General features: G+C 39.1%; 17 protein-coding genes and 1 riboswitch. Of the genes, 2 read left to right on the top strand and 15 right to left on the bottom strand.

Going from position 1 to position 18,692, the window contains the following annotated elements:
• Positions 1 to 134 precede the first annotated feature (134 nt).
• The 5 genes from CVD28_RS08970 to CVD28_RS08950 form a co-directional block, all read right to left on the bottom strand.
• Positions 135 to 2,039, bottom strand: coding sequence for a serine aminopeptidase domain-containing protein (locus tag CVD28_RS08970; protein WP_101592038.1), 1,905 nt, complete (start codon positions 2,037 to 2,039; stop codon positions 135 to 137).
• 236 nt (positions 2,040 to 2,275) lie between these two features.
• The gene (locus CVD28_RS08965; RefSeq protein ID WP_257985809.1) at positions 2,276 to 3,265 is read right to left on the bottom strand and encodes a C40 family peptidase; all 990 of its coding nucleotides are present in this window, start codon (positions 3,263 to 3,265) and stop codon (positions 2,276 to 2,278) included.
• Between the two features lie 277 nt (positions 3,266 to 3,542).
• Positions 3,543 to 5,483, bottom strand: coding sequence for a S8 family peptidase (locus tag CVD28_RS08960; RefSeq protein ID WP_101592036.1), 1,941 nt, complete (start codon positions 5,481 to 5,483; stop codon positions 3,543 to 3,545).
• A gap of 63 nt (positions 5,484 to 5,546) precedes the next feature.
• Positions 5,547 to 6,950, bottom strand: a complete 1,404-nt coding sequence (locus tag CVD28_RS08955; RefSeq protein WP_101592035.1) for an N-acetylmuramoyl-L-alanine amidase — start codon at positions 6,948 to 6,950, stop codon at positions 5,547 to 5,549.
• Between the two features lie 375 nt (positions 6,951 to 7,325).
• Positions 7,326 to 9,290, bottom strand: coding sequence for an S-layer homology domain-containing protein (locus tag CVD28_RS08950; protein ID WP_101592034.1), 1,965 nt, complete (start codon positions 9,288 to 9,290; stop codon positions 7,326 to 7,328).
• Positions 9,291 to 9,580: 290 nt separating this feature from the next.
• Between CVD28_RS08950 and CVD28_RS08945 the strand changes: the two genes are divergently transcribed.
• The gene (locus tag CVD28_RS08945) at positions 9,581 to 10,375 is read left to right on the top strand and encodes a hypothetical protein (RefSeq protein ID WP_101592033.1); all 795 of its coding nucleotides are present in this window, start codon (positions 9,581 to 9,583) and stop codon (positions 10,373 to 10,375) included.
• Positions 10,376 to 10,424: 49 nt separating this feature from the next.
• Here CVD28_RS08945 and CVD28_RS08940 read toward each other — a convergent pair whose 3' ends face one another.
• The 4 genes from CVD28_RS08940 to CVD28_RS08930 all read right to left on the bottom strand — a co-directional run bounded on the left by CVD28_RS08940 (position 10,425) and on the right by CVD28_RS08930 (position 13,212).
• The gene (locus CVD28_RS08940; RefSeq protein ID WP_142384749.1) at positions 10,425 to 10,922 is read right to left on the bottom strand and encodes a VanZ family protein; all 498 of its coding nucleotides are present in this window, start codon (positions 10,920 to 10,922) and stop codon (positions 10,425 to 10,427) included.
• 6 nt (positions 10,923 to 10,928) lie between these two features.
• Entirely contained in the window at positions 10,929 to 11,075 is a 147-nt protein-coding gene (locus tag CVD28_RS27995; RefSeq protein ID WP_180954084.1) for a hypothetical protein, read from the bottom strand.
• A gap of 66 nt (positions 11,076 to 11,141) precedes the next feature.
• On the bottom strand, positions 11,142 to 11,600 hold the full coding sequence (locus CVD28_RS08935; protein ID WP_101592031.1) for a hypothetical protein: 459 nt from the start codon (positions 11,598 to 11,600) through the stop codon (positions 11,142 to 11,144).
• A gap of 720 nt (positions 11,601 to 12,320) precedes the next feature.
• Positions 12,321 to 12,403: riboswitch (cyclic di-GMP riboswitch) on the bottom strand.
• A gap of 206 nt (positions 12,404 to 12,609) precedes the next feature.
• A complete protein-coding gene (locus CVD28_RS08930; RefSeq protein ID WP_101592030.1) occupies positions 12,610 to 13,212 on the bottom strand; it encodes a hypothetical protein in 603 nt (200 codons plus the stop codon).
• Between the two features lie 667 nt (positions 13,213 to 13,879).
• Here CVD28_RS08930 and CVD28_RS08925 point away from each other — a divergent pair.
• A complete protein-coding gene (locus CVD28_RS08925; protein ID WP_101592029.1) occupies positions 13,880 to 14,338 on the top strand; it encodes a hypothetical protein in 459 nt (152 codons plus the stop codon).
• Positions 14,339 to 14,365: 27 nt separating this feature from the next.
• On the opposite strand, the gene CVD28_RS28675 is transcribed toward CVD28_RS08925, so the two are convergent.
• The 6 genes from CVD28_RS28675 to CVD28_RS08900 all read right to left on the bottom strand — a co-directional run bounded on the left by CVD28_RS28675 (position 14,366) and on the right by CVD28_RS08900 (position 18,650).
• A complete protein-coding gene (locus CVD28_RS28675; RefSeq protein ID WP_257985808.1) occupies positions 14,366 to 14,494 on the bottom strand; it encodes a hypothetical protein in 129 nt (42 codons plus the stop codon).
• A 72-nt stretch (positions 14,495 to 14,566) separates the two neighbouring features.
• Positions 14,567 to 15,376 (bottom strand): ATP-binding protein, encoded by an 810-nt coding sequence (locus CVD28_RS29060; RefSeq protein ID WP_308315071.1) that lies wholly within the window; start codon positions 15,374 to 15,376, stop codon positions 14,567 to 14,569.
• Positions 15,373 to 16,110, bottom strand: a complete 738-nt coding sequence (locus tag CVD28_RS29055; RefSeq protein ID WP_308315070.1) for a magnesium chelatase domain-containing protein — start codon at positions 16,108 to 16,110, stop codon at positions 15,373 to 15,375. Before CVD28_RS29055 ends, CVD28_RS29060 begins: the two co-directional genes overlap by 4 nt.
• Entirely contained in the window at positions 16,095 to 16,676 is a 582-nt protein-coding gene (locus CVD28_RS08915) for a transposase (RefSeq protein ID WP_101592028.1), read from the bottom strand. Before CVD28_RS08915 ends, CVD28_RS29055 begins: the two co-directional genes overlap by 16 nt.
• 246 nt (positions 16,677 to 16,922) lie before the next feature.
• Positions 16,923 to 17,498, bottom strand: a complete 576-nt coding sequence (locus tag CVD28_RS08910) for a plasmid pRiA4b ORF-3 family protein (protein ID WP_101592027.1) — start codon at positions 17,496 to 17,498, stop codon at positions 16,923 to 16,925.
• Positions 17,499 to 17,951: 453 nt separating this feature from the next.
• The gene (locus CVD28_RS08900) at positions 17,952 to 18,650 is read right to left on the bottom strand and encodes an HAD family hydrolase (RefSeq protein WP_101592025.1); all 699 of its coding nucleotides are present in this window, start codon (positions 18,648 to 18,650) and stop codon (positions 17,952 to 17,954) included.
• Positions 18,651 to 18,692: the final 42 nt, after the last annotated feature.

Below are 18,692 nucleotides of genomic sequence, written 5' to 3'. Positions count from 1 at the left end.
ATTTTTGTAGATTCTTGGAGAAATAAGACTTATTTACTAGTTTACAGAACATAGTTATGAGTATTGAACGGAAGATAAACTTTTAGGAAATGCAAAAAGCTCTGTGACTCATTCTTCACAGAGCTTACCAATGTCTATTTTTGCATTAAATCAATTTTATTAAGCATAACGACTAACTGCGCTCTTATAATCAAATCGTTCGGTTTAAAAGATTCATACGTTCTCAAAACATTTCCGTCCTTGTCCTTATGCCCGCTGGCAATATTATGATCATACAGCCATTGGACAGCCTGTTTTTCAGTCATATTTTTGTTTGTAAAGCCTTTTGCCAGTAATACTGCCGCTTCCCCTCTGGACAAGATGGCATTTTGTTTCTGCTTGACCGGAAGACCCAGCATTTTTGCTTGGGTATAAACGGACTTTAAAGATTCATCCTTCCACTCAGATCCCAGGTAATAACGAAGGTATATTCTTAAGTACTCGCTTTCAGTTAATGCCTTGGATGGTTTTAGCTTTTTTTCGCCTGAATAGCCAAAAATAATCTTCTTGTCTATCGCCCAGGCAAATGCATCTGACCAATACATATTTGGATTGTAATCAGTATAAACAGATAGATCTGACTTTCCGTTCCCTACAGTTCCCGTTTTAACCCATTTTGCGATATCCGACATAAATACCTCTGGTACGTTGCCTGGCGTCATATATTCGGTCATGCCATTTACTGCCCCAGGATAATTGATCAGCATATGGAACATGTCAGGATATTGTTTATAATCCACATCAGACCGGTTAGCAAGCTCTTTTTTCCATACATCAAGCTGCGATGGTTCTACCTGCATATCTTTACCGCCCTGTAAAAGAAGCATTGGCACATTCTGCTTTTTTGCCAGTTCTGCCGGGACATAATCTCGGATATCATACCACCAGTATGGGTTTTGAAGCTTAAAGTTCGCCGGGAACTTATCTGTTGAGTATTGGGGATCGTTTATTAACCCGATTTGTTCCTGGAAAAATGCCAGGTTCTCCTTTGCAGCCTGTATTTGCTCTTGTGGAAGATTCATTTGTTTTGCTCTTTTTACTTGCTGCTCCATTTGCCAGAGCAATAGGTTCTGGAATTTGCCGGGAGGTCCTGCAACCCCGATCGCTCCTTTAATAACCTTTTGCTTATCGTTTTCAATAATCAGCGGCAGGGCAAATGCTCCCTGGCTATGTCCCAAAACAAAAATATTCCTGGAATCTACTTCTGGAAGTGACTTTAATTTTTCCATAGCCAAATTTGCATCCATTACTGTTTCCTCTTGAATGGAAAAATTATGTGCCAGGCTGGATTTAATAGGATGGACCTTTGTCCGTTTATCGTAACGGAGAACCGCTATCCCATCGTTCGCCAACCCCACTGCTATATCACGGAACGGCTTATTTACATATGCCGTTTCATCCCGATCATGTGCTCCCGAACCGTGAACGAGCACAACAACAGGAAAGGGTCCTTCCCCCTTTGGAACCGTCAGTGTTCCAGGCAAAGAAAATGTTCCTTCACCAATGACAACTTGCTTTTCCGAATAATTCTCGGGATGATTATACTTCGGGTTTAAGAAGCTTGCGGGATTAGTAGGAAGGTCATAGAAAAAGTCATCCACTTTACCGTCCCTAGTTAAACGCACAACAAGCTCAAGACTGCCCTTTTCTGCTGTCACGGAAAATGATGCCATTGTATGTACTCCATCATTCTTTAATTCTTTGAATTTTGTTTCTGAAACCTTTCCATAGGGTGCAGTTAAACCTGAGTAAAATTGCGGTAAAAGCTTTGAAGTTAAAGAGGATTGAAGATTTTTGCTAAGAAGCTTGTAGGCATCCTCCCATTTTTCCGCTTCTGCAACTGCAACAAATTCCTTAGCTTTTTGTGTGTAATTTATAACCTCCGCTGTTTCTGCACTAACATGCTGTTCTAATACTGAGAAGCTGACTGCAGCTCCTGTTAGTCCAAGTGACCCGGCCAGCATTAGCTTGCCAATTGACTTAGTGACATTATTAATCAATTCTTTTTCCCCCTTAATTTTTTATTTACTTGTTATACGAATTAATTGGGAAAAAGTTCATTTATTTACAAATTTTTTTAAAAATAATTTACTAATAGGAATTTATCAAGTTATGTTTTATTATTTTCATCGTTATCCTTTCGGCCACGAACCATTTTAGCCGGCAAAAAAAAAGAGAATGCTACCTCACAGATAGCATTCTCGCAATTTATTCTTATTCCTTTGTATTACACATCTTATTTGACATTTATCGCATTATAGATTGCAGCGGAGAAATCTGCCCTGGTTGCGGAGTCCGCAATACGGTAAGTTTCTGTTTTAAATCCTGCTGTTCTATCAATTTTGTTCATCATAACGATTGCATTATATGCCCAGTAGGTTGATGGAACATCTGAATAGACGCTTTCGGCAGTTGCTACATTCTTTTCATTTAGTTTAAAGGCATTTTGAACAATGACAGCCATCTGTGCTCTTGTCATCGTGCTTTCCGGGCGGAAGGTTCCGTCAGGAAATCCATTGATGATGCCCAGTTCCTTAATCGCTGCAATATCTATGGCAAATCTTGCTGAAGACGGAACATCTTTATAAGAGCTTGTGTCTGCCGGTGTCTGCTTTAAAACCCTGTTAATAATGGCAGCGGCTTGTCCTCTTGTAACCGAACTTGCCGGTCTAAAGGTCTGGTCTTCAAATCCCTGAATGATATCCTGAGTACTTAATTGCTTAACAGCTTCATAGGCAAAGTGGCTCTGTGGGATGTCACTGTATTCCCCTGCAGTAACCAAACGTTTTGCCCCTGTATATTTCGGGCCCCAGTAAGAATTGCTCAAGGAAACGATAGCGATTCCTTTGCTGGAGGTTGCGCTAATAAATGAATTGTTCCCAACGTAAATCCCCGAATGGGAAATACCTGGCTTATACGTGTTTGAAAAAAACACTAGGTCTCCTGGCTGAAGATTGCTTTTCTCAACCTTAGTACCAGCTTTATATTGCTCTGCGGCGGTTCTTGGCAAGCTAATGCCAAATTGCTTGAACACATATACAAGATAACCTGAACAGTCAAACCCGCTTGGCGTATTGCCGCCCATTACATAAGGAACTCCTATGTATTTCTTTGCAACATCTATTATTCTGTCATTTGTAGAGGCATTGGCATGGACAATAGGCAAAAAGGCAAACAATAGGCAGGCAATCAACAGCTGACTGATACGTCTCTTCAAGTATTCCACCCCAGATTTTCCCGATAACCGTTGTATAAAATTATCGATTTTGTTTTTCTATGGGTATTTTACCAGGGAAAGGGCACATGGATATTACACTAATATTACATTTTCATTACATTGGAATATTTTTTATAAAATGGGGTATATAGAAAAGTTGTCCACTAGGACTAATATTTTCAATAAAAAGCCCTGCCTCGAATTTTCCTGGCAGGGTTCTAATAAATTATAGGGTTTGGTATTCAAGACTTTTGCATCATAAAAAGGTGAGTGTATAAAAAGATACTTATTTTAACTGCGGATTATGCACCTTCGACAAAAACACTGAATATGTCGATCTGCTCATTGGTTCATACGGACGGAAGGTTCCGTCAGCATAAGCCTGCGTGATGTGAGCTCCCGCTATTTTATAAATCGCTTCATATCCCGTGACATTTGATGTTACATCCGAGTAGGCTGGTCCGTCTGCAGCCGGCAGGCTATATGCCTTTGAAAGCAGGATGGCCATTTCGACTCGGGTTACCGGGGAATTCGGTTTAAAAGTTCCATCCGGAAAACCATTTAGGATTCCTTGTTCATATGCGGTTTGGATATAGCCGGAAGCAAAGCTGTCGGATGCTACATCTGTAAACTTAGTGATTCTTTTTACAGGGCTGTAGCCAAGGGAGCTGCCAAGCATGGCAACCGCTTCCGCTCTTGTAACAAGCTTATTGGGGCGAACCTCACCGTTCAGATATCCGTTTATAATTCCTTTGCTGTATAGATATATCATATTTCGGGTGTACCATAAATCGTTATTCAAGTCAGGAATAAGCGGGCTTTGCAGACTGACCGATAGATTATATGATTGATCGACTATTTCTTCTCCATTTACAAGAGGAACGAGCAAATATTCGACATTACCCTTTACCCCAAAGTCTTCTATCACTTTGCCGCTGCCGTTGCTGATAATCAGCCGATTATTCCGATACAGGTTATAGCCTGCAGATTCCTCCGGCAATGCTGTTATGGTAAGGCTTATCTTCCCTTTCTCACCAACGATAAATGAAGCTTTCGTTTCAGGTGCCTGCATCATGGAAGCCGTATCCGCCTGTATCAGTCCAAATCCATAAAGCGGATCACGGGAAGGCTCACCAAGGTCGAGAACATTTTGCTGCAGCTTCTGCCGAATTTGCTTGTTGGTTAAGGATGGATACTTTTCCATATAGAGAGCAGCCATTGCGGTTACATGCGGGGCTGCCATTGAAGTTCCCGTTAGAGCTCCATAGCCATCATTATCGATGTTTACGGGGGTTGTACTTACAATGGCATTTCCAGGTGCCGCAAATTCAATCTCGGATCCAATAGAAGAATTTTGGATAACTTGATTATATTTATCAGTTGCTGAAACCCCTATAACATTGGAAAATTTCGCTGGATACTGTACTGTTTGATCGCTTTCTGCCGTATGGCCTTCATTGCCTGCCGCGGCCACGATCAATATCCCCTGGTTATACGCCTGGTCAATCATGGCTTTCATAGCCAAGTCCTCAACCGGGAGGGACAAGCTTAAATTAATGATATCCATCTTATTCTGGATGCACCAATCCATAGCAGCCAAAATGGTTGAGGTTGTTCCAAGCCCTGAATAATCAAGCGCTTTTACACCGTATATCATCGCGTTAGGAGCGATACCCACAACACCGATACTATTATTTTGCGCGCCGATGATACCAGCAACATGGGTACCATGCCCGTTATCATCCTTATAGGAATTACTGCAGGCGAATGGATCATCGGCAGTATCGAGCACACATTTTCCTCCTGCAATTTTTAAATCAGGATGGGTAAAATCAATCCCTGAGTCAATAACAGCAATTTTTACTCCTTTACCTGACAGCGTAGATGGCTGCTTGCTTTTTAAATTAAGTTTTTCATGTGACCAAGGTACTGTTTGAGCTTCTGCCTTTACCGGCCTATCTTTGGTTACTTCCCTGACTGTTCCGGCCATTTCCAGGACAAGAAGATTTTTGTCTGAAATCTCAACCGTTGCCGCTCCAATTGAATCATACTCATTAATAATGGACGCATTCAAATCCTTCAAAAGCTGCTGATCAATTTCTTTGTTAAATAAGATATTCACCCGTTCCATGTTTTCAGAAGCAGTAGTTTCTTCAGCCAATGAAGGGTTAGGCATCAAAAAGATTTCGAGTGTTAAAAGCAAGGCTGTGAATAAATTCTTCTTCATCGTTTTCCCTCGTCTTTAATAGATAAAAAGGAGCCTTGTACAAGACTCCTCTAAATAAGTTTTCTAATCTACTATATTGTATAAGCTGTTTACATTGTAGCCCTTAGCTTTATAATAATCCAAAATACCCTGATAGATGGCTTCAGCCGCAAGCTGTCTATAAGAAGGTGAGGCAAGTTTTGCATTGTCACTCTTATTGTCAATGAAGCCTAGCTCTGTCAGGATAGCTGGCATGCTGTTTTCACGGATTACATAAAAGTTGCCATGCTTAACTCCTCGGTCATCTGTCCCCCATGCAGCAACCAACCGCTTCTGGATGCTCTGGGCAAGGAGAAGACTATCAGAAGTGTACGGATTGGTAGATGCCGTGCGATAGTAGAATGTCTCTGTACCATCAGCACTCCCACCTGCTGCATTTGCATGGACACTGATGAAGATATCCGCCTTGTTTTGCTTTGCAAAGGCTACCCGGTCTCCTAATTCAATCTTTCTATCTGTTTCTCTTGTAAGTTTAATATTAAACGGCGTTTGCACCAAAAGCTTCTTTAAACGCAGTGATGTATCCAAAACTACGTTCTTTTCGTATAGCCCATAGCCAATGGCCCCCGGATCAGTTCCCCCATGCCCCGGATCAATCACGATTGTCTTTAAACTAAGCGGAGATGTCCCAGGCAGGGTACTATCAGATGTTACATACGCGCTGTGGACAAAGCCCTCAACTGAAGATGTTTTAATATAAATCCAGCTGCCTACACTATAGGCAAAGGAAGCTTTTTCTCCTCTGTTTAGGGATCCCACTGAATTATAATATGTGGATGGGCCTGTACGGACTTGCAATGTATCTGTTGCAATATTAATTTCCTTGTCAAAATTTACTTCCGGTTTTGTTCTTAGCTTGTAATTGATAGCTCTTGCAAGAAATTCCGCTGTGTCTGCCCGGTTCATTTTAATATTCGAACCAAAAGTTCCATCAGCAAGATATTGCGCTATCCCTCTTGATAACAGCGCCTGGGCAGCTCCGGACTGGCTATTGCCAAATGAGTAACCAAAAGCTTTACAAATCATTACAGCCATTTCGCTGCGCGTTACTGTGTTATTTGGCTTAAACGAGTTATCAACATAGCCGCTAATAATCTTTCTTGCTACAGCGGATTGAATATATCCAGAGGCAAAGTGATTGATTCCAACGTCTTTAAACTGTGTCTTTCTTTGTGTTCCGTTTAACTGCAGTGCTCTTCCTATCATGGCAGTGGCTTCTGCACGAGTTACCACTTTATTCGGATAGTAATAGCCTGATAGAGTACCATTTGCAATTTTCCCCTGGGCCAGATACATGATTTCATCATAGGCACGGTGGTCTAACTTCACATCATAGAAAGAAGTAGCTGCTTCCACCTTTGTATTCCCCAGCTGCACCAAAACCCCTGCTATCAACACAAAGCAAAGAAGCATTTTTATTACTCTCATTTCCCTTTTGTTTCCTCCCTTTTTCAATTGGTTCCAGTTTAACATAAAATTAGGGAGAGAAAATGGAGCTTTTTGGCTAGTTATGCAGAAACAAGGGAGAAAAACATATCATCAATGTGCACTATTTATTATTCTAAAATACTATTAATCTCTATTAAACTTTGTTTTTTTAATATATATTAATATATTTAGATAATAATCGATGATTAGAAACCTACTCACCAGCCAAAAACACGGGACCATTCTCTTAATTTTTAATGTAAATATTACCAATTACAATTATGTGACATTTAATTTTTATTCGAGCAGCTGTATCTAAAAATAAAAGGCTGCCCCAGGAGTTACCCACCTGAGTCAGCCTTATCTTAATAGAGTTTAGTTAGAGAACTTGATAAATTGAAGTAACTTATCAAGAATTGTAGCCATTTGGTCACGTTTAGTGTTGTCATTCGGACCAAAGTTTCCATTTGAGTAACCGCTCATGATTCCAGCTTGAAGAACTTTTTCAACACTTGAACGTGAAGTAGTTCCAATTTTCTTGAGATCTTTAAGAGCCGCTAGCTTTTTAGACTTATCAAGATCTTTATCAGAAGCTTTCGCATAATCCATAGCACGGGAAATCATCATAGCTGCTTCCGCACGAGTGATCTTTTCAGATGGGTGGAATTTGCCATCTTTCTTACCAAAGATGATTTTCGCTTCAACAGCAGCTGCAATTTCACCATTCTTGTTCAATGCTTGATTAGTAGAAACGTCACTGAATTTAACAGCTTTAGCATCAGTTGCAACCAAACCAAGGCTGCGGGAAATAAGAGCAGCAAACTCACCGCGAGTCATGAAGTCGTTTGGAGCATAAGAATCAGCAGTTTTACCGCTAATTACATACTTGGAAGCTAGCTTTTCAATAGAAGCCTCAGCCCAGTTCTTACCGTTATCAACGTCTTTAAAGGTTTTGCTGTTTTGGACAACAGTATATTTAGAGTTTGTTTGAGACTTGATTACAGCATTTTTACCGTCAAAGAAAGTTGGTAAAGAAGCAAACGTACCATCGGCATTCAAGCGAACACCTGTTGATTGATTTGCATTGAAAGCAGCATCCCCAACAATTGTACGGTCAACATATCCGCTGAACTTCGTCTTCACAACAGAAACAGTTTTTCCATCCGGACCTTTAGCAGTAACTTCGAAATCAAGGATTGGAGCAACAGATTTAAGATTATTTTGTCCAAGTACATTTGCAGAATCAGTTGTTACTGCAACAGTAATACTGATCTTGACATCCTTAGCGTCTACACCTAGTTCTTTTGCCAGGTCAGCAAGTTTAATCTCACTTACAGGCAGTTCATAAGAGCCTTTGTCATTCTTTACTTCAATCACGGCTGAAGAATTTTTATCAGCTACAGCTTGAAGGATAGATTGAGGAAGTTCTACAACTGCAGAATTTCCAGTAGCAGCAATTACTAATGCATCAAAGTTAGTTGCGTTCTTGATTGCATCAACAACAGCAGCTGGGTTTTGTGCAATGCTTCCAGGATTGGCAACAACGTCACCTGCTTCAGGAGTTGTTGGTGGTGTTACTGGTGGAGTTACTACTCCGCCGCCGCCTCCTCCGCCGCCAGTTCCAGCATTTTTAATAGCTGTAACAATATTATTAATTGCTGTACGCACTTCTCCATTAAAGTGAGACTGATAACTGGAGATTTGAGAAAGAATTGCTTCCCTATTTTCAATTGTGATTTGAGTACTATCTTTGATAGCCCCATATACTGAAGAATAGGCATCTTGGCTTCCTACTGCTTCCAATGAAGTCAATAGTGTTAAATAATAAACCGTTAAATTAGCATCCGCTGAAATACTATTGAAGAAATTGTATTCTACAGCAGCAATGAAATTTAACAATCCTTGTTTGGTAATCCCTTGCCCTAGGAATTCTTGAACTTTCTGGTCAGTGTATTTCGCGTCAAATGCCGCTAATTTTTCCTGTACTCCATTAAATGTAGCCCCCGCAAACAGAAGCTCATTGATATCTTGAACAAATTCTTCCTTCTCAGCACTCGAAGCCGGACCTGTTGCATCAATTTTATCAAAGAGGCTTTCTAATTCTTCATCAGTCACCACTTCGTAAAAAGATTGTAAGGCAGCTCGATCAGCCACAGATAGATTTCTGAAAACCACTTCCAGTCTATCTGACAAGGTATGGAAATTAGAATAGGACTGCTGAACAGTGGCTTCTGCATTAGTCGGCTTAATTACCAAGCCTGTGCTCACTACAGGAGAAATTGCTAATGAAGCTACTAACATAGCTTTTACTGCTTTGTTGCTAAATGGATACTTTTTCATTCCTAATTCACCTCTTAAAGTTATGTATACTATCTTAATACCTTAAATCCTACTAATTAAACCATATAATGTATATTTATTCCAGAGAAAAACAATAAATCAATAATAAACCTTTTGTACTAATTATTCAATACGCAAATAACAATTTCTGTTAAGTATAATAGTCTACGTAGAGAATATCACAAAAAAATTAAGACTTTGAGACTACTAGGATACCTATATTGTTAGATGACGCCTTTTTGAAAAAATGTTAAGATAGAAAAAACTGTAATTCTCGGAAAGGACTTGAAATGAAACCATATTATATAATAGCATCTTTGTTGGTAATTATCGTTGCAGCTGTTTTAGGAAATAAGTATTGGAATAATCAGGTTACGGAGACAACTTCAAAAGCGAAAGAAACAATGGAAAAGCCGGAAAACAAGGAAAGAATTGCGGAAATTGAAAAGTCTGTTGGAAACCCCAGTGCAAGTAAAAGCGAAAGTGCACCAACCAACGTTTCGCCTAATTCAACTACGGGTGGCTCCCAAACTATCGGAGATGTCAAAGATTCTTCAGCAAACAACCAAACACAATCAAAAGACACTAAAATTTCAAACCCAGGGAGCACAAACAGTGGGAAGTCCGGGAATACAATGATTTCAAACTCCGGCAACAATACTAGTAATCTTCCAGAACAAAATGCAAGCAGCAAAACACAAGTGGGTTCTGCAAGCGCTGTTTCTCCAACTTCTAAGCCTGTACAAAAGAAAACATTGGAAGAAGTAAAAGGTTCTTATCGCTCATTGTTTGGTGAATTAGAAGCTCAGGAAACAAGCAAAATAGATCAATTAGTGGTACAGGCTAAAGCTGACTATGTAAGCAAAAAACTTTCCAAAACAGAAGTTGCTGCCAAGTATCAGGGGACCGCTATTGAAATGCAAAGCAGTGCTGACCGATCCTTCAACATCCTGTTTCAACAGCTTCAATCCGATCTTGAAAAGAATGGCTACAGTTTAAATGAAGCGCAGGTATTTAAAAGAGAGTATCAAGCGAAAAAAGATGAGCGGACAAGCAGAATCATCAGCCAAGTACAAGGATTCTAATGAAAATGCAAAAATAAGCCTTCTATCTTTCACGAAGATAAAAGGCTTATTATTTTCTTCTCCTTTTTCGATAAAAACTAACAACATAATATGCAATTACCCCAAAAATTCCTCCGACTGAATCCAACCATACATCAGCTAATAACGGCGTTCTCCCACCAGTGAATTTTTGGTGCACCTCATCCAACAGGGCATACATAACAACAAAAACCAGAGTCCCAATAAAAGATATAAGGCGTCTGGAAGTAAATTTAGTCCATATTCTAATAGTCAAAAATCCTAATACGAAAAAAATAATAAAATGGGCAGCTTTTCTAATAAAGAATTCAATGAAATGAGCAACTCCTTTGTTTTCGATGCTTATTTCTGAACCATGATAGCTAAAGTGAACCCAGCCAAAAATCTCATTCCAATTGATTATACGGGAATACCTGTCTATGATATGAGTGATATCTTGTTCTTTATATGTTTGAGATGAGAAATAAAAGATGAGTAATGCCCAGAGGATTAGGGGGATAAATAGCATGATTTTATTTTTAATCTTCAAGGTCAATCAAGTCTCTTTCACAATGTATCTAAGTTTATTTGTGATGTCTTTTACCATTTCCTCCACGGTTATCTCTGAATCATTTTCACCCTTTTCACAAGCTTCCTTCAATAGAACATTAAAATCATTTTCTAAAAATCCATTGCTTTCCATACGAGTTTACTCCTAATTATAATGCAAATTTAAAATAGACTATCATAAATGTCTGTATCAAAATTATCAGTTTGAGATAATTCTAGCTTTACTTAGTTGTTTATCAAGTAAATATGGAAATTCCACTAACCATTGAAATAGATTTACTGCTTCTTCAACCGAAGCCATATCCTTAAGTAAATAGAGCCACTTTTCCTCCCAAAATAGACGGCTTTTTTTCAATTCAGCTATTAGTTTTGGTTGAAGAGAGCTATTGGATAACGAGCTTATAAGTGTCATAATAAAATCTCTAAATTCTTCTTTATATAATTCTATGCAATCTGCATACAATGCCTCAAAATATAATTGTTCATCAAGTTTTGCCATTGGATAAATCCTGGTCTCCAAATCTTTATGAAAAAGAGTTACCTGTTTTATACACCAATCATATAGTTCCTCTGTCTCCTGAACCATTTCAAACGATAAAATACTACTCTGCTCACCTTTTAACACCCTGAGCGGAAGTGTTTTCATTGTTGATATCAAAGTAATAACCACCATCTTTTTCAAATATTACCATTTATTATCTTACATGATTCATCAGGAACATTCAATTCCAATTTGTTCCGAACCTGTTTACTCTAATTATTCGGTATATATCAGTTCTTTATTTTAGTTTTCCAATAAACTGTTTACTACTTTATTTCCAAAGAAAACCTTAATAAAACCTGTAAATAATAGAATTCTAATTTATAGGTTTAAGTGGATCACCCTATTATTAGTTTAAAAAATATTTAATTTATGACGGGACTTGTTTTAGTATACAGGCACTAAAAGCGATTTACATAAGTTTCTTAAGGCTTCACAGCGCTAAAGTTTTTAACACACTAAAGAATTTCTAAAGTAAGTTCCTTTCGTCTTACAATCCAAGAAATATTCACACGAGAGATTATTTCAGAAAAAACGTCTGCATATCCCGCTAAGTTTACTGCAACAGTATCTATCCAGATACTACCTTCACTTCCTAAAAACAAAAAAGACACCAAATTAACGGCGCCTCTTTCAATCTATCTTACAGTACAATGCTTTAATGCGATGCTTATCCAGTTTAGATTCCAATCTTTTTCTTAATTCATTACAGATACAGTCATTCAGAGTTATCTCGATTTGCCGATGATGAAAAACATGCCAATGATACTTTAGTCGCTGGATAAATTTTCTCATAATGATTCCCCCAGATCTTTCATAAATCGCAGGAGGTGTTTGTTCGAAAACTGGCTGGCGTAGCAGTAACCTTAGCCCCTATAGCTTTGCGTCCTTACCTTTCAATAAGTTTGCCATTATCGCGCGATTTATGATTTATATATCCATTATTAGAAAATGTTAACCTAACTTCAATAGGTCTTTAGATATATTCCTTTAGAGACGTCAAAAAATAACTCTTGATTACATTTCGTATATAAGCTCCCCAATATTAAATGCGAATACCCGAATCTCACTATTCAAATCCCTTTATAGTTTTGAAGTTAAATATAAGGAGGGAACAAATTTTGTTTTATTTCTTTAACGCCGCTTCAATCGCAGCGATCTCTTCCGCCGAAAAACGTGAATAGGCAAGCTGTATTGCCATTGTTTCTTGTTCGGGAGTCAATCCATTTTTAGCCGCTTTGTTGTAGATGGCAATCTCTTCGGAAGAAAAGCGGCTCAACCCGAATTGAATAGCCTCCTCCCGCGAAGAGAAATGCAAGCCTCTTGTGCTGCTTTTTTTCTCAGGTGTGGCCTTTTGTTTCTCCTGAGTCCTATCTTCCTTAGAAGAAACAGCTTCGTGTGCAATTATATTTCGAGAATCACCTTGGGCAGGCTCTGTTCCTTTACTGGTCTCTCCAGCTTCTATAGGTGAATCTTCTTCCGGGTTCTCATCCTTTTCAAGAGGCTGTGCGCCTTCAGTTTGATCAAATTCCTGTTCAGGATTTTGTGTATTTTTGGTCTCCTTCTCCAACTCTTCTATTTTTTGAGGATCCTTTGACTTAGCTGTTAGCCCTGTATCCCTTGAGATTACAGAATTTATACTAAGGGCTTTATTATTGATCTGAAAAATGGCAATAGCAAGGAGGATCATAACAGTTCCGCCCACAATAAGCCCTTTTTTGCTTTTCACGTGTTTACTCACCCTTTCTATAAACATAGTACTGTATAAAAATCCCATTTGGTAATTTATTATAACACAATGAACATATGGAGCCTATTAAGCTGATAAATCCACATTAGTCCATATCTTCTTATTTATAAAAACATGTTTGCTCTGACCCTTTGCTGTCCATAATGGTTACCAACAAAGAATCCCTAAAGGAGTATCATTATGGAGCAAAATGATTATGGTTTTTTTATTGGAATGTTTTGGGGCGTTTTATTCAGCATTCCTTTATGGATGTCCATTATTGGGTGGGTTAAGCTAGTGGCTGGATTAATTTACTTATAAATATAAACTTTATCTTACCTTTTACATTCCTCTATTTTTCAAATTACCTGATAGTTTATTCAGCATTAGTTCACTTTAATTGGTAATAGGTCATTTTCCCCATAACATATGATGATGAAAAAGGGAATGAACTACGAAATTCATCAAGGTTTCATTCAGCTAACAAAATTACAATTTCTTTCTTTAAAACGGAGTACAGCAAAGTGGGTAAGATACGTTTAAAGAGTTATTTTGATTTTTTTCATCATATAGAAGGTTCCAGCAACCTTAATATATTCACGCTACAATCATAAATATCGGTCAAGCTTCATACCTTTGATTAATTAAACTAATCAAAGGAGTTAAAATGCGTTCTAAAAAAAGAACACCTCTTATAGTGATCACGATTATTATGGTTTTATTTTTTTCTTTTTTATTTATTAGGATATTCGACTCTCCAGAGAAGTTGGCGAAGGAAATGGTTGATGAGTTTTATTCTTATGAACAAGAAGGCAACTTTGCAGAATCGTGGGATTTATTCCACCCCTTAATGAAAGAGAAGTGGAATAAAACAACCTACCTGCAAGACCGGGCCCATGTCTTTATAGGACATTTCGGAACTGAGTCCTTTGAATATAACATTAAAGAGATCGGTGAAGTAGAGGATTGGCAAATGGATAAGGATACACCCTCTTTTAAAAAAGCCTATAAGTTTAAAGTTACCCAAACTTATAAAGGTAAATATGGGAAGTTCAGCTTTGAACAAGAAGTTTATGTAATTAACAATAAAGGTAAGTGCCAAATTGTATGGAACTATAATGAGTAGTGAAAAAAGGGTACCTTTCCAAGACGTTCAAGGGACAATCTGCAGCACTGGAGTGCCAAATTTGAAAAGGAGTCGCAGGCACCCTTTTCCGGCCCAAAACATACTTACAAGCCCCGTCAGCACTCCCATAATAATTCTTTCTTCCGCTGACGTCATATTACAATAACTCCCAACTCATCACTTTTTTCTAAAACATAAAACGACTTGATGTATTCTAAAAAATTCATATTAATTGTTTCCCGGTATATGCGCATAAACCTTGTTTCCAGATACCTTCTTTATCTCTTTTATGTTGTTCAATTTCACAGCTTCCCAGATACTTTGATCAGTTATCCCATCGCTGCCCTGAAGATCTGAGATTGTTCGGGCTAGACGGATTATTTTGATTTGAGTGCGGTTGCTCCAGTTTTTTTTAACGGAGAACTGCTGGAGTGTCCGCTCTTGGTATGGTGTTAAGGGGCTTGTTTGTAACAAGGTATGATAGGACACTCTGCCATTGGATATTTCCTTTCCGTACCGATCATATTGCCTTTTTCTCGCCTCTTCTACTCGCACTCTTATGCTGGACGAGGGTTCTTCCTTACTGGATTTATCAGATTTCAGATCCACAGGCCGCAATGATAGATTAATATCAAACCGGTCTCTTAGGGGACCCGAAAGTTTATTTTGATAGACTATAATCTGCTTAGGACTACAAGTACAATAATGGGTATTGCTGCCAGCATATCCGCAAGGACAAGGGTTCATTGCCCCGATTAAAATAAATGAAGCTGGATAAGTAATGGTTGCCTGAGTCCGGCTGATGCTGACGATCCCGCTCTCTAAAGGCTGACGGAGCATATCGAGCGTCTTTTTCGTAAACTCTGCTATTTCATCAAGGAACAGCACTCCCCGATGAGCCAATGAAATTTCTCCAGGTTTAGGAAACTGACCGTCTCCGATAATTGATACACCTGATGCGGAATGGTGGAGACTGCGAAAAGGAGGTGTATTTGTATGGGTCCATGAGCTTCCACTCAGCTGGTATAGACTGATCATTCAAGCTGTGCTTCGTTTGATAGAGGGGGCATAATGGATGGAAAGCTTTCTGACAAAAGGCTTTTCCCGCAGCCTGGCGGGCCGCTCATAAAGATATGAAGTTCCCCTGCAGCCGCTATTTCTAAAGCGAATTTAGCATAGGAATGGCCAATAATCTGCTGAAAGTCAGTAAAATTGGTGCCTGTTTCTAATTCTTTTGGCTTTGAAAACAGCGAAGTGATCTCCTGCCCCTTGAGATGCTTGATTACCTCTTCCAATGTAGATATGTAGATTATATCCATTTCCTTAAAGTCCAGAACAGGCAATCTTTCATCAAAGGGCATATACAGTCTTTTTAAACCCAGCTTTTTTGCAGCCAGTACGGCAGGAAGCATTCCCTCCACCGGCTGCACTCTGCCATCTAATGAAAGAGCCCCTATGAAACCAATATGTTCCGGAATGGCCATCTTTAGTTCCTTAAGACTTATTAACACGCTAATCGCCATCGCTAAGTCAAACATCGGACCATTCTTCTTCATTTCGGCGGGCGACAAATGAATAATAATCTTTTTACTTGATAGTGAATATCCTAATGAATGAAAGGCAGCCGCAATCCGTTCCTTTGATTCTTTCACTGCTGCATCCGGCAGCCCAACAATCACAATCGAATCGACGCCGACCATGGCCTTCACTTCAGCATAGACAAGATAGCCCTCCATCCCTTTCAATCCAATACTGGTTACTCTGGCAGACATATTTGACCCTCCTCATTTTTATTCAGGGTTTTTTCTATAAATGTTTTATATTTCATTTCAACGGGTTCAGGGAAATAGGATAATGTTTTATTGTGGTTTACATGAGGATTAAACTGAAGAGGATCTACATAGGAGGCATAGCTGCTCCACTGATAATCGGCCAAGTTTACGACCATTTTAGCTTCCAGGGGGTTCCTATGTATATACCGGCTTGCTTCTAAAAAGTAGGCATCTGTTTCAATTAACTTCGCTCCATAACGGCCCTGAAAAACGTGGCCATCCATCTTCAAGCGCTGATTCAGATAAACAGCATAGCGGGAGTGCATTTCTTTCATGATATATTGGATATGATGATGAGCAGTTTCGAGCTGAAGCTGAAGGTGAAGGTGGTTGGTCATTAAGCAGTAAGAGTGTAAAACAAAAGGCATCATGTTACGGACATCTTCCAAAATAGCCAAGTACACTTGGTAATCCAGATGATCTGTAAATATCACCGAACGCCTATTTCCTCTGGCAACAATATGATACGTCGCACCCGGATACCAAACCCGAGGCTGCCTCGGCATACAAAAAACCTCCTTTACTTCAAAAATAACGAAGAACATATGTTCTATAATTAAATAATAAACCTCCCTACCCCATTCGTCAAGGTCCCCAACAAAAAAACCAGCTCAGCGACAACCAAGCTAGCGATTAACACTGTTTTTGATAAACGGAGCACCTGTTTATTCGTTCCAGCCATTCATTATTCAGCGCCGGGTAACTGTTAGCTTAAGCTTGCAAAAAATGGGCAAAGACCGCTTCCGGATCCATCACCTTAATTTGCCTAACTTCCTGTTTACCTCATCCAAATCAAAAAAATGAGGATTGAAGTTTCCCCCACTCCATGCAAGCAAGTGCTCATACTCTTCATTACTAGGGTCCGAAATGACATCAAGGAAATGCTGATAGCCATGCACACTTCCGACATCCTCCGGCGGGCAAGCTTTTTCACCTTTCAGACACTCTGGAATCACTTTTCCTCCCTGAGAATAATAAGAATGCTGCACTTCTAAAAGGTGGCTCCAGTCATCGCCAAAGTCATAGTTGTATATAAGAACATCCTTTGGCTCAAGGTTTAGGGAACTCAACTTCACCTTCGAGGCATCCTGAAGATAAATCCCCGGAATAAAATATTCATCATCCGGAATGCTATATCTAAAATGGCCAAATTTAAACTCGTAGAGATGATAACCCTCCCAGCCCATGACAATTTGAATGATTTTGTGAAGCTTCTTCAAGGTGATTCGGTCTGAAACACGGAAATCCCTATATATCGATGGCTCCAATTCGCGCAGAGTAATTCGAAATTCATAAATAACAGGACCCGTTCTCTCCCTCCTGTCCATTCAACCATCCCCTCTTTATAAGATGCAACCATTATACCATCCATTCCCAACACACCCGACTGGTAAAACCAAATCAATAGGCAGCAAACCACCTATCCTTTAACACTTTAACGCATGTGGGGTCAGGCACCCGGGATTCCAAAAGGGATTCCAATGGCATACCTAAATTTCTTTTCTCCATTCTTTTGGCTTTTCTCAGTTTTACATTTTTAGCAATAGTATATACTACCTTTTGTAAACCTAGTTGCCTTACTGCAACCTCAAGTATTTTCCACCTTTTTTCTTTTGTTGATCCTGTAATTTGATATCCCAATTTCCTTCGTATGTGGGGTCAGGCACCTGATTTCCAGAAAACCGAGCTGATTGAAAGCTCGGTTTTCGTATCCATATCGATAATATCTATAAGAAAACTAATACAACTAAACCTAAATATTAAGCACAGAAAAACAAATCTTACAATCTGCCCAGGGACAGTCCCTGACGCTTAATAAACTCTAGCGCCTCTTCAATCGTATCAAATTGCTTTGCACCCTCTAGTTTAAGTTTGTTACCAATTATAATGGATAGGCCTGCTTCTGTAAGCATCGGTATGTCGTTAGTGGAGTCACCAACAGCAATAACTTCATCTTTTGTTATTTTTTCTTGACGAAAAAGCTCTAGCATAGAGACTCCTTTATGTACGTTTTTCGGGATGATATCAATAGCATCTATATGAGTGTACATCACATAACCATCTTCGTGTTGATTGACTAAGTCACTCATAAACTCAGATAACTCTGTGATGTGTTCTCTGTTTTTAGGAAAGAATGTTAAGGCTACTTGATTGGGTTGGAGCCAGACTTTATCAGTGAAGGTTTCAAAGACCTTTTCCTTGATTTCATCTAGTATGTCTCCTCTTTCAACAAGCTGAATTTCTCTATTTTCAAATGGATATAAGAGGATACTCCCATTTTCACCGATGACTATGGGTCTACTGATACCTATTCCCCTTGCGAACCCAGAAAGGTATGCAGCATTTTTTCCTGAGTTAAAAACAATGGTGTAGCCCATTTCCTCTAGATCTTTAATTTGATTCGCAACATGTCTTTCAATCCCTTTACCGGCTTCAGCAAGAGTTCCATCCAGGTCGAATACAATCATTTTATATTTCATTTTATCTGCCTTCCTAGTCTAATGAGTTTATACAACCCAATC

Origin of the sequence: Bacillus sp. M6-12 (genome assembly GCF_002860285.1) — a bacterium.
Taxonomy (GTDB): Bacteria; Bacillota; Bacilli; order Bacillales; family DSM-1321; genus Peribacillus.
This window is presented reverse-complemented; position numbering and strand designations above follow the sequence as displayed.